Source organism: Mucilaginibacter mali, assembly GCF_013283875.1.
GTDB lineage: Bacteria > Bacteroidota > Bacteroidia > Sphingobacteriales > Sphingobacteriaceae > Mucilaginibacter > Mucilaginibacter mali.
In genome coordinates, this window is record NZ_CP054139.1 from 2,781,998 (window position 1) to 2,797,350 (window position 15,353).

The following is a 15,353-nucleotide window of genomic DNA, read 5'->3' on the forward strand; positions in this document are numbered from 1 at the left end:
GCTTTTTAGCGAATTGTTTGGCGCGCGTTATTACCTTTTATCGCGTTTAACCACCGGTTGAAACTCGAACGGCAGTAATTTATTCACCCGCGAATGCCCCATATCGCCACGCCATTCTATGCCTTCGCCGTAGTTGCCATCGGCGTCTATCATCGCGCCGGCGCTGTTGGCGGCAAGTTGCAGGTACGATAGCTCCCTCACATCCCGGCTTCGCTGATAATTAACCGACACTTCATCCTTTAACACAATAAATTTCTGATCGTGGAAGATAGCATTACTTTTAACGGCAACCAGGTCGTTATAACTCAACTGACTTATTCCAGGTTTATCACCGGCTGCGGCGCCCCCGGCTTTTGGCATAGGGTGATAAATATCGAAAGTGTTTTTAGCCAGCTGATCGGCCCAAAGCGCCCGTATAAAATGCATACGCGAGCCGTAATAAGCTTCATCGCGGTCTTTTAATAACTGCTTCATGGCACTGCGCTTTAATCCTGCCGTATCCTCGGCAAAAATGTAATTGCCCTCATAGGCTGTCTGCGTAGGCACATGCCTGAATGATGACAGGTAGTAAGTGATCTTATACCCCAGCTTTTTATTATGGATGATCAGTGGTTTATCCGCACCGCCAGTTAGTTCTTCGGTATTTTTGCTATAATGCAGCCATACATCGCCGGGGTTTTCGATATAACAGTCTGTACTTGCGCCAAGAAACTCGGTCAGGAATATGCGCATTTTATTGGCCCTGCTCATCGCGTCGGCCGTAACGGTAACTTCATCCAACTCGGTAGGCTTGCGTGTCATCATTATCTGCAAATCCACGCCGGCATAATTGCTGATCTGGTGCGTAGTATATCCCACATAACTCACCACCAGCGGGATGGTGGTTTTATTGGTTGTTAACATAAACACGCCCAGTGTATCGGTAACGGTGCCGACGAAAGTACCGTTCAGGTAAACGCTGGCCCCGGCAATAGGCTTACCGGTTTCGGCATCGGTTACTTTGCCCTTAATGGTTTGCGCATGGGCGATAATAGCAAATAATAAGAGCGCGGGTAATAAGAAAATGTGTTTCATATTTGTGCAAGGTATAGATGATCAATTGGGGACAGGTATATACTTAAACCACTTATAATGAGCAAGGTTTAACGGCAAATCATCTTTTTATTAAGAACCTGCTACAAATACACAAGCCGGAGCAAAAATGCCCCGGCTTGTATCATAATAATGCGCGATAAATACGTCTTTACATCATAAAAACCTTCATCTCATAAGGCCCCCTGTTCCCTACTGTCGACCATGTTTTCATGATATCCCACAATACTTTCGATAGTTGTTTAGGATTTACCGGCTTCCCTTTTTTGGGTACGGTAATGGTAGCGGCAGGCACACTGGTATCGGTTACCTTGGTGGCAAACCAGGTTACGCCCTCGTGCGGCAGGGCTACGCCCAATATCATGCCGGGCAGGCCGGTAAAAGTTTCCGGTCCACCTGATACGTGGATCTCGTTAGTATAAAAAGCCACCACATACACCGAATCCATAATGAGCGCGTTGGCACGGCGGCAAACGTAACCGGCAATCTCACGGGTTTCGTCGGTTAGCTTCCAGTTTATCCGGCGGGTGCTATCCTTTACCAGGTACAGGTCTTCGTAAACGTTTTTCTGCACGGTGGTCATGCCTGTGGCTAAGTCGTTATATACTGTATTGAACTGCCTGGCCATGGGGTTATCGTTACCCATTACCTTGTCGTTGATCTCTATCGGCACAGGCGTGTATAACGTTTTCTCATCGGTAAACGTCAACACCGACTTTAGCTTGCGATATTGCGGCGTATTTTTTTTGTACGCGTTAAAACGCAACATTTCAAACTCATCCGGCTTGGCAGACATTTGGCCTTTGGCGAGGGTGAACAGGTTGATGGTCTTCTCAAACTCAACGGTACCGCTATGGGTAAATTTAGTAAACTGCGCAAGCAGCGTGGTGCAGGGCAGCAGGCAAAGTATGGTAATAATGATCTTCTTCATGTGATAAGGTTTTAGTTTTTAGCAGGTTCGGTAGCAAATTTGGTGAAGTTCCAGATAACCGAGAACATCACGTAGCGGCCAATACCGCTGTTATTGGTTTGTGTGATCATGTTAGCGTTGGCATAACGGTTGGTACGCAGGTTGTTATTCAGCAAGTCGGTAGCGTTTACGGCAAAAGCGAGGGCATCATCCTTAAAAAACGTTTTGGTTAGCGAAGCGTTCCAAAGGGTAATGCGCTGTGCATCGAATGCTCGGGTAGCAGCGGTATAAGTGTATTGCGCATCCGTCCTGATCAAAAACTTGGCAGGCAGGTAATAACTCGCGTTTCCAAAGGCATTAAACCCGGCTGCGTTATTATTGGCCGTTGGCTGCAACGAAAACTCGTTAAACGTATACGAGGGGCCACCGCTTACGTAAAGATCGTACTTTTTGACAGCAGATTTTGAGAGATTCAGCGATGCGCCGTAAGTGCGGCTTTTTGTTTCGTTTAAAGCATTATTAATATAGCTGTAATTGATGTTGCCGTTTGTATTTAACCTAATGCCGGTGCTTAAGCCTATCGATTTAATTTTGCGGCTGGTAGAAAAACTGGCGCTGTAGTTATACGGACTGCGGTCTGTAAGATTAATATATTGAATGGTTGTTTTGCCGGTCTTTGCATCAGTTACGGTATTATTTACAATAGCATCGTACTGGTTATAAAAATACACCGATCCATAGCTGCTGGTGCCGCTTATTATCTTGGCTGAATTGTAGTAAACACTAAAGTTTTGGCTGTAGGCGGGTTTTAGATTGGCATTACCCAGGGTAATATTTAAAGGGTCGGTGTTCACACGGATGGGCTGTATCTGGTCTATCCCCGGCTGCTGGCTAAAGCCACTGTAGCTAAACGTGATTGATTTTTGTAACGACGGGCTGTATTGAAAGCTGGCGCGTGGCAACCAGTTAACATAGCTGCGGCTAAAGGTATTCATAGTATACTCGTCTGTTTGCTTGTAATCGGCAATAGAGGCCTTAGCGCTTAAAGTGGTATTAAACTTCTTTTTACGATAAGTGTACGATGCGCCGAACTGGTTGGTGATGCGCAGCAGCTTATAATCGTTACTGTATACATTGTCAAAAATGGTGTAATTGCCGGCCGCGTCCTGGTTAAACGATTTCCGGTCGGCAGTACTATTATTCAGCGCGAAGCCGTAGTTAAATACCATCGAGGCGAATTTGGTGAGCGGCTCGCCATAAGTGATGTTACTGTTCAACACCGAGCTTAACACATCAGATGTTTTGTATTGATTGATGCGCTGGGTACTGTCTATTCCGCCGCTGGTGGTATTGTAAAAATCCACCCGCGAGTTCAGGTTACCCTTAGTTTCGTTATTGTTATAGCTTTCGCTGATATTCCACGAAATGTTACGGCCTACTTTTTTAAACTTTTTGGTGTAAAACAAACTGGCGTTAAACAATTGCTGATCGCCATGATTATTTACGTCACGATCGTTAAAGTTGATCAGCTTCCCGTTGCCATTATCGGTAACGTTCTGGTAATTATTCATTACCCTGAAGTTTTTAAACGCACCATCGGCGCCAATCTTCAGGTTTGATGTAGTATCTATCTTAATGGTATAAGTAGCCTCTGCCTTATTGCGGAAAGCATAATTGTTAAAGCCCTGCCTCGAATTGGTGTTGATGATACCGTTTGTTAAGGTTTGCTGTGTGGTGGTGGTTGTCAGGCCGTTAATATCCATCGAACCGATACGGTAGTTGGTGTTGATGGTTTCTTTATCGCCGTTCCACTTGCTATCGTAATGCAGGCCGCCGTTGTGCGCTAAAGGCTTACCGTTACCAAAATAAGTACCATCAAACGAATCCAAACCATCACTCGATCCGCCAAACACGATGATACCGCCGCCATCGTCGATCTGCACGCTGTTAGCAGAAGAGCCCAGGGCATTATTATCGGCGAAGCCCAAACCTATCTTACCGTTATTGGCCGAAGTACCGTAAGCCGAATATTTGGCTTTAGCTTTAAAACGGTTGTAAATAGCCTGGCTCTCGTAAAGCTTTTGGGTGGCTAAACCACCATCCAGTTTACCAAAGGTACCGTTCTTTTTATCTTCCTTTAGTTGTATGTTGATGGTTTTGGTGCGCTTGCCATCGTCCACACCGGTAAAGGCGGCCTGGTCGCTCTTCTTATCAAACAGTTGCACTTTATCCACCATATCGGCACGCAGGTTTTTGGTAACCAATGTCGGGTCATCACCGAAGAATTCGTCGCCATCTACCAAAACCTTGCTTACGGTTTGTCCGTTGGCGGTGATCTTGCCGTCCTTATCTACCTGTATGCCGGGCAGTTGCTTCAACAGGTCTTCTACTTTATCGTTGGGCTGTATCACATAGGCTTTGGCGCTGAATTCCGTCGTATCGCCCTTTATTTTAATGGCGTTCACGGTGCCTTTAACAATCACATCGTGCAGCAGGCGGCTTTTCAGCGGCATATTTACACTACCAAAATCCTTTGTGGGATGCGCGGGATCGAGCGTAAACTTCTCTACATAATCGGCATAAGCGGGATACGATACCAGCAGGATAAAATTACCCGGGGGCAGGTTGTTAATGGCAAAACTGCCGCCCTCCTTTGCATACACAAACCTGCGGATGATGGAATCCTTGGCATTAAGCACACAAACGGTGGCATTGGTCAGTCTAGTTTTTGATGAGGTATCTGCCACCGCGCCCTTAATGTGGTAAGGGCTTTGGGCAAATAAACGGGCGCTGCAAAGCAGCATCATAAGGATGATAAGTGGGTGTAGTTTCATTTAGGTCAGTTATAATGGCCTAATATAAAACTAAATTATTAGTAATAAAACTGAATTTAACGTTTTTTAACTTATTTTTTAGTTTAAATTAATAGTTAATGGTTTTCTTTTGGAGCAACCGGTTAAAAAAAATGCACACTGTGGCAATTTAACCACAAAGGGCACAAAGGTTATAAAGGCTTTCAAAGCCCTGATATTATTTATTATTTTCCTTTTAATACTGCGTCAACGTCAGCTTTATCGTATCGGCCTGCATCCCCGCAAAAATACCGTAACCATTGGTAATATTCCCCGGCGGGTTGGCCAGGCGTTGCGATGTGGTGTTGGCGTTACTACTCAAAATATCACCATAAGCTTTATCTACACTATACAAAATAGCGCGGTATACACCCAAATAACTGAATGTGCGGTAATATACATCGTAATGGTCGGCCGTTTTAGCATCAATGGTAAAGTTTACCGGGCTGTTGCGTTGCGGATGCAGGTTATATGGACTGTTATCATCATTCTTAAAAACGATCACATGGTACAGCGAATCTGGGTTGCTCCACCTGAACGTGACGGCTATAGAATCGGTAGCGGCAGGGCCGTTGATTGTGGTCAACGGCATATTGATGGTAGTACGCGATGCTGTGTACGATGTAGCTTTGGCCGGGATGTTTGTAGTAGCGGTTACATCTTCATTGAGATAGTTAAACTTCAGTGTATAGGTTTTGCCCGATGACAGGAACGATGTATTGTTATAAACATAATTTCCAGAGCCGCTTTCGGTAAGGGCTACGGTTTGGCTGCCGTTAGATAGACTAAGCGACAGACCAGTGATGGCCGCGCCATAAGTTGCGGTATCAGCCAAACCTTTTTGCTGATAAACCTTTACGCCTACGGGCTGACCAGGCGTTAGGTAAGCGATAACAACAGGGCGTTCGGTCACATTTGCCGAATCCTGTTTTTTGCAGGCTGCGAACATAATTGTGGCGACCAGTATAGTAATAGCAGATAATTTGCGCATTATTTCCATTTTAAGCTAAGTGTGATGTTTGGGGTGAAACCTAAGTACTTTACAGCGGTGATGTAAACAATATTGTTGCGGATGTAATACTGGTTATACCAGGAGTTAACGTGATTGTAAACATTAAACAGCGACAGGCCGATGCTGCCCACTTTTATGCCGTCAACCTTTAGCAGGTCATACGTGGCTGAAAGGTCGAGGCGATGATAATCGGGCAGGCGCTCGCCGTTTTTGGGGCTGATGGTGAGATAGGTTGTTTTATTACCATCAAGTGTTTGCACGGTATAGGTACCCAATGGCGCGGTGTACGGATGCCCGGTGCTGAAGATGAACGTAGCCGCCAAACTCCAGCGCTGCCAGTGGTACATATTTATGGATTTCAGTTCGTGCGTAATATCCTGCGGCGAGGAGAAGTAATCATCACCATAAACCGCGAACTTGCTTTTAGCCTGTGCCAGGGTATAACTTACCCAGCCGGTATAGTTCCCCACTTTTTTTTGCAACAGAAACTCAACGCCTTTGGCATAGCCGGTGCCCTGGTTAAAATTCTCGGTTACAGTTGTCGCACGGTTGGCGCCACCGAAAAAGCCACCGGGGCCGCCGCCATTTTGCCTGATGGTATATTCGGTCAGGCCGTTCAGGCTTTTATAATAGCCTTCCACATCAAACAAAAAGGCATCGGTCTCATAATTAAAACCGGCTATAAAGTGATTGGCCGAACTTACCGGAATATTGCTGCCATTGGCCATCACCCAAAAGTTGCGGTCGCCGCCGGCAATGTCCTCGCGGATCACCTGGTTGGTGAACTGGTAGAAGCGGCCCGTTGCGCCTTTTAAATTCCACTGATCGTTTAAATGATAGGTGAACGATAGCCGGGGTTCGATATAGGGCTTGCCCGTAATGCCATAATAAGTGGCCCGCACACCCGGCTGAATATGCCATTTGTTATTGGGGTCTAACTCCAGTTCGGCGTAGCCACCGCCGATAGTAGCATCGTTATGCTGATTGATCAGCCGGCTGGTATCGTTTTGAGTGTAGGTATAATCGATATGCAAACCCGAGCCAAAGCCGCCAAACAGCCATTTCATTTTAGATGATGAGCGCCACTCCCAATCTGATTTAAGGCTCAGGTCGCGCAGTTTGTTGTACTCGATAGTGCCCATGTTAATGGCTTTGGTAATGCCGCTATCCGTAGCGCTGCCGGTGGTGGTGTTTACCCTATCGCTATGGAACCCCGAATAGCTAAATGTGGTATTGGCAAATAGTTTACGCCCAACAACGCTATTCCACTTAAGCGCAGCGCCCGTATTGCCCGATTGCTGGTTATCTTTAACGCTCAAACTGGTGCTGCTACCTGTACTAAACGATGGCAGGTTCATATCGCGGCTGTTATCCAGATTATCCGCGCCGCTGTAATAGCTTAGGGCGATGCTGTTGCCGGTAGATATGGTGTAAACGTATTTGGCGTTCACGTCGTAAAAGTAGGACGATGGTGTAGTCTGCGCGCCGAAGCCGCCGCCGCCTCTTCCACCGAAACCGCCACCACCAAATCCACCGCCGGGGCCTCCTCCTGCCCCACCGGCGGTAAACGTACCGGTGCTGTTAAACTTCCCGAAGATCTTATCGTACAAAGGCCCCTGATACGATCGCCTGAATGATACCAGCGCCGACGATTTGCTGCCGATGGGTGTTTCGGCATACAGGTTGGTGCTCAGCAAGCTGATATCACCGCCGATATTGGTCTCGTTCTTATTGCCATCCTTACCGATGATCTCGGTAACGCTGGACAGGCGGCCGCCGTATTTGGCCGAGAAGCCGCCCTTCAGCAATTGCACATCGCGCACGGCATTGCTGTTAAAGGCACTGAAGAAACCGTAAAGGTGATCTACCTGGTAAACGGTAAAGCCATCAAAGGTTACCAGGTTTTGGTCGGGCGTGCCACCGCGTACGTAAGCTCCGGATGATGACTCGTTAGTGGCGCTTACACCCGGCATCAGCTGAAAGGCACGCATCACATCACGTTCGCCCACGTTAGGCAGCTTATCCAAAGCCGCCGGACTTAATTGCAGCACGCTCACTTTTTTGCTGTCGGTATTCAGTACGCCGCTTTTTTTGCCTGTGATAGTAACCTCGTTAAGCGCATTCATGGATGGATAGAGCGAGAACGTGAGGTTGCTGCTGATGCTCTTGCTGTCGAGCCTGAAGGCATCGGGCTGGTAACCGACGAATGAGACCTCCACTACCGATGTATCCGAAGGAACCTTTAATATGGTAAAGCTACCGGTAACGTTGGTTACCGTGTTCAGATCGGTGCCCCTTATTTTTACTGTAGCGCCCGGCAGGGCTTCGCCGGTGTTCATATCGGTTATTTTACCGGTTATCGAAAAACTGAAGTGCATGGGCGGCAGCTTAGCGGGTTCCAGTACCAGGGGCTTCACGGCCATGGTGGTATTGCGTAACGATTTCAGCTTCTTCAACCGTGGCAGGTCGTCGGGGTTTTGCAGCAGGTAAATGGTGCCGTCGTTCTCTATCCAGTATTGCAGATCGTTTTGCTTACATACATATTTAAAAACATCCTGCAGGCTTTCTTCAAAAAAGTGGTTGGCTACATTCATTTTAGCTAATTCGGAACGCTCGAAGTAAATGGGCAGGTGGTACCGCGTGGATAGTGAATCCATCATCAGATCGAGCGTGCAGGTGTAAAAGTGATCGATGACAGTTTTCTTCAGGATCTTTTTGGTGTACTGCGCCCGGGCGGTACCGCAAAAAATAAACAACAGGAAAAACGAGGAAAGGAAAAGTCGCTTCATCTTAAATAGTTCAGATAAATAATAGATAGTGTGTAGAAAAAATCGCGTCAGATCATCCGGCAGGCACTGGCCTTATCGAAGTAGATCGATGCAGTTTGAAAATTTGGCGGCTTGACGCGGTTACGCTTTACCCGTGGCGGTTTTTGAAATGGGATATTGATCATAAAGTGATAGATAAACTGTAATACATTTAGTGTTTCATCGCCTTTAACTGAATTTTAACATAGTTAGTATCCCAGAAAGATGAAGAAACGATGAACAGGCAAAATGTATCGGTGAATGGCGGGTTTGTGCGTCAAAATATACAGCCGGACAACAAATTGGACGCGCCCGCCAAGAAAAAAACGTTATGGTACAGGTTTTGCATCCAAATCAAAAACACTGCTATGAAAACAAACATACAATGCCCCCACTGCCACGGCAAACATGTGAACCCGGAGGGGAAAACAACCCAGATCATATTTGGACTGGTGATGGTAATTATAGGCTTAGGATTTTTAACTGCTGCCTTAACCCACGCGGTTGGTTATTACTTGTTCGCGCTGCCACTGTGCACGGTTGGTTGTATCCGTATTGGTAAAAGCTACTATTCGCACGAAACCCATGCGCAGTGTGAAGATTGTCAGCATGAGTTTGAATACATTTTTTGATTAGATGCTGTATCTTAGATCATGTCAGTCAAAATAAAGCGTATTTATGAACCTTTTGCTAAAAGCGACGGCTTCCGCATATTGATAGACCGCCTGTGGCCTCGCGGCATAAAAAAGGAAGGCACCCATATTGATAAATGGATGAAGGATATTGCCCCATCCACCCAATTGCGCAAGTGGTTTGATCACGATCCGGAAAAATGGGACGAGTTCCGCATGAAATATCATCATGAATTGAACGAGTCGGACGCGATGAAGGAAATGGCCGCTATCATCAATGAGCAGGCTACCGCAACCTTGCTATACGGCGCTAAGGAAGAAAAATACAACCACGCGATAGTATTGCAGGAGTTATTAAAAAAACATTACTAAAAACCTTGTACCGCCGCGAATGCCGATAGATACTTATCAATATAAAATTGCTTTACAGCCGATTTATACTGCATAATAAACCGGGGATGCTCCAGCGCGATGATGTTTTTAAAGAAGCCGTGTTGGTTATTTAATTTACGCAAAAAAGCCTCGTTCTTCCCTGTACCGAAGCAAAAGCAGACATCAGTGTTTACACCTAAATTTATTTGAGTGCGGATATTATCAACAATATAATCCTTTACCGCATCCTGCAATTCCCTGCTATCATAATAATTATAATTGGTTTCCCTCCCTTTCTCATCTATCGATGTAAAGCCTAATGGACAAAGCGAATTGATATAAAATTTGCCATAAAAAGCACCGGGGCCGCCATAGGCATTTATCATTTCATAAATAAATACCGATGATGGTTCGTGCGTTACTTTACCTTCATAGGCAATACCGCATTCACTCACCAGCCGCTTAGGGTCGGTAAAAGGTATACCGGTCATCCCGCTGCCAAACCTGCCGGGGTTAATGCCAAGTATTAAATAGCGCGATTGATCATCGCTATAGTATTTGCGGTAAAATGCTTCAGAAACAGTATTTGCCTGCTCCGATTCCCGGTACGGATTCATCACCCTGATGCCGTTGGGCAACGGGCCACCTGTATAAGTCAGGTGGCGGTTAAGGCTTATCACTTTGTCGGCAAATGTCATCTACGCAAGTTAAAAGGATATTTATCGCTTTCAAAGTTTTCTATGCCCGGCTTTTAAAACACCTAAATCAGGTATATTATTTTTATTTAAAATAATTCTAAATAAAGTTTGTCAAAGCAATTTCGCTTTTTATATTTGCCGCAGATTAGAATTAATCTAAATAAAGATACAACTAAGACTTATGAACAAAATCTACAGCATCCTCCTATTATTTCTATGTTTAACTGTCGTCGTGGCCAAAGCAGATGGCCCCTTGCTTAAAAACGGCAGCATACGTGGCCGTGTACAAACCAGCGATGGCAAACCGGCAGTTTTTGTAAGCGTAGGTATTAAAAACACCAACAAAGGCACTACTACCGATGATAATGGTAACTACGTGCTCACTAATATCAAACCCGGCACTTATACCGTAAAAGTATCTTCAGTAGGCCTGCAAGCCGAAGAAAAAGACGTAACCGTTAGCGAAGGCAAACCTACCATATTGGATTTTATACTGCGCGAAAGCGCTTCGCAACTGAGTGAAGTATCGGTAACGGGCAGTAACCGCCGCAACAAGCCGGTATTGGTTGGTAAATCGGGCCTGCGCCCGCTGGATGTGCCGCAAGCCATACAGGTGATAGATAGTACCGTTATTGCTGACCAGCAAATTAACCGTCTGGCCGACGTAATGAAAAACGTGAACGGTATTGCCCTTGGCGAAAACCGTGGTTCGGTAAACGAATCGTTTTATGCCCGTGGTTATAGCCTTGGCGCGAATAATGTGTTTAAAAACGGCGCGCGTTCATCAACAGGTGGTATGCCCGAGGCCAGTACGCTTGAATCGGTAGAGGTATTGAAAGGCAGCGCGGCCCTGATGTATGGCGGCGTTACCGGCGGCGCTGTAGTGAACATGGTTACCAAAAAGCCCAAATTTAACTGGGGCGGCGAGGTAAGCATGCGTGCCGGCAGTTATGATATGTATAAACCTACGGTTGATGTGTACGGCCCGCTATCTAAAAACATCGCCTTCCGTGTGATCACTACCAAAGAAAACGCCAACAGTTTTCGCGATGTGGTAAAAACCGACCGCTTTTATATCAATCCTTCCTTGCTGTTCAATATCAGCAAAAAAACAGAGTTGATATTACAGGGCGATTACCTGAAAAGCAATTACACACCCGATTTTGGTATCGGCACCGTTGCCGGGCAGATCACACCGGTTGGCCGCAACGCGTTTGTAAACGCATCGTGGGCGTATAACAACACCAACACCGGTACAGCACAAGCTAACCTTACCCACCGCTTTAACGATACCTGGAAACTGAATGTTATCGGTTCGTTCCAGTCATATTATCGTAATTACTTTGGCGCGGAACGTCCGCAGGCCACCGCGGCAAACGGTGTAGCACCGCGCGCACTTACCCGTTCAAACTCTAAGGAGTATACCACCAACCAGCAAATTAACCTGACCGGCAGTGCTGTAACAGGTGCAATAAAACATACACTGTTGTTTGGTGCCGATGCAGATCAGTCTAAAACTACAGCGTACGCCTTTAAATATGGTAGTGCCGGGGCTACATCTTTCAGCTACCCTAACTTTAACCTGTTAGATCCATCTACCTATGCAACCAGCATGGATATCCCCTACACCTACACCTACCAAAACACCCAAACCCCTATTTACCGTATGGGCGCCTTCGCGCAGGACCTGATCAGCCTGACCGAGCAGTTTAAAGTATTAGCAGGCGTGCGTTACACCTATCAGCGCACCCCTAAAGCCAGCACATACAACCAGGAAACCGGCGTAACTACACTGGCCAATACCGGTATAGCGGGCAATAAAGTTGATAAAGCATTTTCGCCAAAGGTAGGCCTGATCTATCAGCCGGTAACCAGTACATCGTTTTACTTAAGCTACGCCAATAACTTCACCTCAAACTCGGGTGTGGATGTTAATGGTTCACCAATGGGGTCATCTATCATCGATCAGTACGAGGCCGGTGTGAAAAGAGAATTCCTGAACGGTAAACTATCGGTAGGCGTTACAGCTTACCGCATCATGAATAACCGTTTTGCCCAAACCGCGCAATTCCAGGCCGATGGTGTTACACCAAACTCGGATACCAACGTGAAAGAGTTTAGCGGTAAAACCGCCAGTGATGGTTTAGAACTGGATATTAACGGCAAGCTATCGCCTAATATATATTTCCTTGCGGGATATGCTTATAACTTCTTCCGTTATACCCAAACCCTGCCTACCGGTATTACCGAGGGCGAACGTATTGTGGGCAGCACACCGCACACAGCAAATGCCACCGTATTTTACACTTTTACCAATGGCGATTTAAGCGGTTTAAAATTTGGCCTATCGGGCTTTTATACCGGCAAACGCAGCAGCGGTTTCAACACGCTTAAAACCGGCGCCGCACGTGGCGTACCTGTAACCCTTACCGATTATGCCACGTTCGATCTTTCGGCAGGGTATACCTACAAAAAAGTATCACTGCTGGCTAAGGTATCAAACTTCACTAACGAAATTAACTACCTGGTGCATGAGAACTACAGCGTAAACCCAATTGCGCCGCGCATGGTACAGGCTACCTTATCGTACAAATTCTAAAAACAAGACTGATACAAAAAGGAAAAGGGGAAAGATCAAATGATCTTTCCCCTTTTCCTTTTTTGAGTTCCCACGCATGGATTCGAACCACGACAAGCAGAGTCAGAGTCTGATGTGCTACCGTTACACCACGTGGGATTTTTGAGGTTGCAAATGTACTCTTTTTTTGATAATTCCGAAATCAATTCATCATTTGTACATGTGCATATCCCGCACATTTGCACATTAATCCAAACTCACCATCGCCTTAATTACCCCATTGGCCGGGTTCAACCAGCTTTCAAACTGATCTTTTACCTCGTCAAATTTCACCCGGTGGGTGATGTAATTGGTAGGATCGACCAAGCCCTTCTTCATCGACGCGATCACGTGTTCAAAATCGGCACGGGTGGCGTTACGGCTGCTCATCAGCGTAGCTTCGCGTTTATGAAACTCCGGATGACTGATGCTGATCTCGCCCTTTTGTAAACCAACCAACACATATCTTGCCCCATGCGCCATGTATTGAAAACCGTTATTAATAGCACGCAGGCTACCCGTGGCATCTATTACCACGGTAGGCATATCGCCGTTGGTAATTTCGCTTAGGCGCTCCATCACTTTTTCTGTCGATACGTTGATCACGTGGTCAACCTTCAGCCTGTCGCGGCAAAAATCAAGGCGTGCCTCGTTCATATCCATGGCAATTACCTTGCCGCCGGCTATGCGGGCAAATTCCATGGTACCTAAACCTATCGGGCCTGCTCCTATCACCAAAACATATTCGCCCGGTTCAACGCCTGCCCGGCGCACACCGTGCGCACCGATGGCCAATGGCTCAACCAGGGCCAGCTCATCATAACTCAAACCTTCGCCATGTACTAACGAATAGCTTGGCACGGCAAGGTATTCGGCCATACCGCCATCCACATGCACGCCGCATACTTTAATACTGGCGCAGCAATTGGGCTTACCGCTGCGGCAGGCAATACAGGTACCGCAATTAAAGTATGGGATAAAGGTAACCGCCTCATCTTTAGCAAACCCTTCGGCGCCGTTAGGCTCCACCAGATCGCCTGATAATTCGTGGCCTAAAATACGCGGATAGCTAAAAAATGGCTGCGTGCCCTCAAAGGCGTGCAGGTCGGTACCGCAAATACCAATACGTTTTATTTTGATGATGGATTGACCGGCTTCGGCTACCGGCGCTTCTTTTTCGGCGTATGCCAGTTTACCCGGCTCTTCGCAAACTAATACTTTCATGTTTTATCTATTGCTTACAAATAAGCGTAATCTTTATTTATCAAACCCTCAGTTCTCATTTCTTCCCAAAAGCCTGCGGGGATGGCTACTTCGGCCATATCTACATTGCCTTTTACCCGGGTGGCATTGGTGGTGTTCAGCGCTATACTTTTCACACCCGGCGCATTTAAACCAAATGCCACACAAACTTCAGCAGGCTTGATGCTGTATTTACTGCACAATCGAAAGAAATCTTCGCGCCATTTAAACAATGCCGGATGGCTCTCCCTGCCCATCAGTTTATAATTGTAATAATCCGACCCGATCAAAAAACCGGCGTTAAACACTGCCGAATTGATGATGGCTATGCCCTTCACATCCAGTTCTTCCATAAAATCTACCAGTTCATCGGGGTGGCTGTGCACCGTCATGCTGTTGGCAATCATCACCCAATCCAGCGCAACATCCTGCGTAATACGTTGTACCATGCGCCAATCCTTGCTGCCCACGCCTATGGCCTTTACTTTGCCTTGCTGCTTTAGTTCGCCTAAAGCGCGGTAAGCATCCAGTACATCGGCGTAACGCTTTTCGGCGTCCTGCCCATTTGCGGCAGCGGCCAGGTATTCGTCCGGATCGTGTATCGATACCAGTTGAGCGTCGTAACCGTTCAATAATTCGTTGCCCTGGTGATAGCATTCCAGTATGCCCTCGTAGCTGATCTTCTGTACAGCATCGTTCTTCAATCCTATCCAAACGCCGGGTTCAAAGGTAGGCTCTGCGGTTTTTAGTTCCGTCCTAACCCATCCCAGTTTATTGCTGATCAATACCTCATCAGGCTGCACGCCTAACTCCTTTAAACATTTACCCAGCGATTCCAGCGCGAGACCAGCGCCGTACTTCCCCGCCGAATCGAACACGACCGGTTTTTGCGAATGCGCCATGCATTCTTTCACAATGGCCAGTTTGGCATCATCGCTAAGCGCTACAAAAAGGTTACCTAATCCGCTGGTGCCGAAGATGACCTTGGGTAATTGGATATCGGGCATAATTATACAGGTTTATTGCTTTGTGCCAAAACTAAGAAAATATGTCATTAATACAGTTAATAAAAAACACATTTTGAGTGTTGAAATAGGGCATCTTTCCACCTAAATAAAC

11 protein-coding genes and 1 tRNA gene are annotated in these 15,353 nt (G+C 46.5%); 3 read left to right on the plus strand and 9 right to left on the minus strand.

The genetic code is table 11. The features are described 5' to 3' along the window. Positions 1 to 30: 30 nt before the first annotated feature. From HQ865_RS11735 to HQ865_RS11755, 5 genes are all read right to left on the minus strand, one after another. Positions 31 to 1,074 carry a carboxypeptidase-like regulatory domain-containing protein gene (locus HQ865_RS11735; RefSeq protein WP_173415073.1) on the minus strand — a complete coding sequence of 348 codons (1,044 nt, stop codon included), beginning with the start codon at positions 1,072 to 1,074 and terminating at the stop codon, positions 31 to 33. Between the two features lie 169 nt (positions 1,075 to 1,243). Next, positions 1,244 to 2,023 carry a GLPGLI family protein gene (locus tag HQ865_RS11740; protein WP_173415074.1) on the minus strand — a complete coding sequence of 260 codons (780 nt, stop codon included), beginning with the start codon at positions 2,021 to 2,023 and terminating at the stop codon, positions 1,244 to 1,246. An 11-nt stretch (positions 2,024 to 2,034) separates the two neighbouring features. Continuing rightward, positions 2,035 to 4,836: a TonB-dependent receptor gene (locus tag HQ865_RS11745; protein WP_173415075.1), complete on the minus strand. Its 2,802-nt coding sequence runs from the start codon at positions 4,834 to 4,836 to the stop codon at positions 2,035 to 2,037. Positions 4,837 to 5,050: 214 nt separating this feature from the next. Then, on the minus strand, positions 5,051 to 5,845 hold the full coding sequence (locus HQ865_RS11750) for a DUF4249 family protein (RefSeq protein WP_173415076.1): 795 nt from the start codon (positions 5,843 to 5,845) through the stop codon (positions 5,051 to 5,053). Then, the gene (locus HQ865_RS11755) at positions 5,845 to 8,655 is read right to left on the minus strand and encodes a TonB-dependent receptor (protein ID WP_173415077.1); all 2,811 of its coding nucleotides are present in this window, start codon (positions 8,653 to 8,655) and stop codon (positions 5,845 to 5,847) included. Before HQ865_RS11755 ends, HQ865_RS11750 begins: the two co-directional genes overlap by 1 nt. Positions 8,656 to 9,041: 386 nt before the next feature. On the opposite strand from HQ865_RS11755, the gene HQ865_RS11760 reads away from it, so the two are divergent. Then, positions 9,042 to 9,305, plus strand: a complete 264-nt coding sequence (locus HQ865_RS11760) for a hypothetical protein (RefSeq protein ID WP_173415078.1) — start codon at positions 9,042 to 9,044, stop codon at positions 9,303 to 9,305. Between the two features lie 21 nt (positions 9,306 to 9,326). Further along, positions 9,327 to 9,677: a DUF488 domain-containing protein gene (locus tag HQ865_RS11765; RefSeq protein ID WP_173415079.1), complete on the plus strand. Its 351-nt coding sequence runs from the start codon at positions 9,327 to 9,329 to the stop codon at positions 9,675 to 9,677. Here the strand turns inward: HQ865_RS11765 and HQ865_RS11770 are convergent. Beyond that, positions 9,674 to 10,375, minus strand: a complete 702-nt coding sequence (locus HQ865_RS11770; protein WP_173415080.1) for a uracil-DNA glycosylase family protein — start codon at positions 10,373 to 10,375, stop codon at positions 9,674 to 9,676. The two genes, HQ865_RS11765 and HQ865_RS11770, sit on opposite strands and share 4 nt — an antisense overlap. A gap of 181 nt (positions 10,376 to 10,556) precedes the next feature. On the opposite strand from HQ865_RS11770, the gene HQ865_RS11775 reads away from it, so the two are divergent. Then, a complete protein-coding gene (locus HQ865_RS11775; RefSeq protein ID WP_173415081.1) occupies positions 10,557 to 12,974 on the plus strand; it encodes a TonB-dependent receptor in 2,418 nt (805 codons plus the stop codon). Between the two features lie 67 nt (positions 12,975 to 13,041). Here the strand turns inward: HQ865_RS11775 and HQ865_RS11780 are convergent. The 3 genes from HQ865_RS11780 to HQ865_RS11790 all read right to left on the minus strand — a co-directional run bounded on the left by HQ865_RS11780 (position 13,042) and on the right by HQ865_RS11790 (position 15,241). Next, positions 13,042 to 13,112 (minus strand) — tRNA-Gln (locus HQ865_RS11780). Positions 13,113 to 13,199: 87 nt separating this feature from the next. Next, positions 13,200 to 14,216, minus strand: coding sequence for a zinc-binding alcohol dehydrogenase family protein (locus HQ865_RS11785; RefSeq protein ID WP_173415082.1), 1,017 nt, complete (start codon positions 14,214 to 14,216; stop codon positions 13,200 to 13,202). A gap of 14 nt (positions 14,217 to 14,230) precedes the next feature. Further along, entirely contained in the window at positions 14,231 to 15,241 is a 1,011-nt protein-coding gene (locus tag HQ865_RS11790; RefSeq protein ID WP_173415083.1) for an aldo/keto reductase, read from the minus strand. Positions 15,242 to 15,353: the final 112 nt, after the last annotated feature.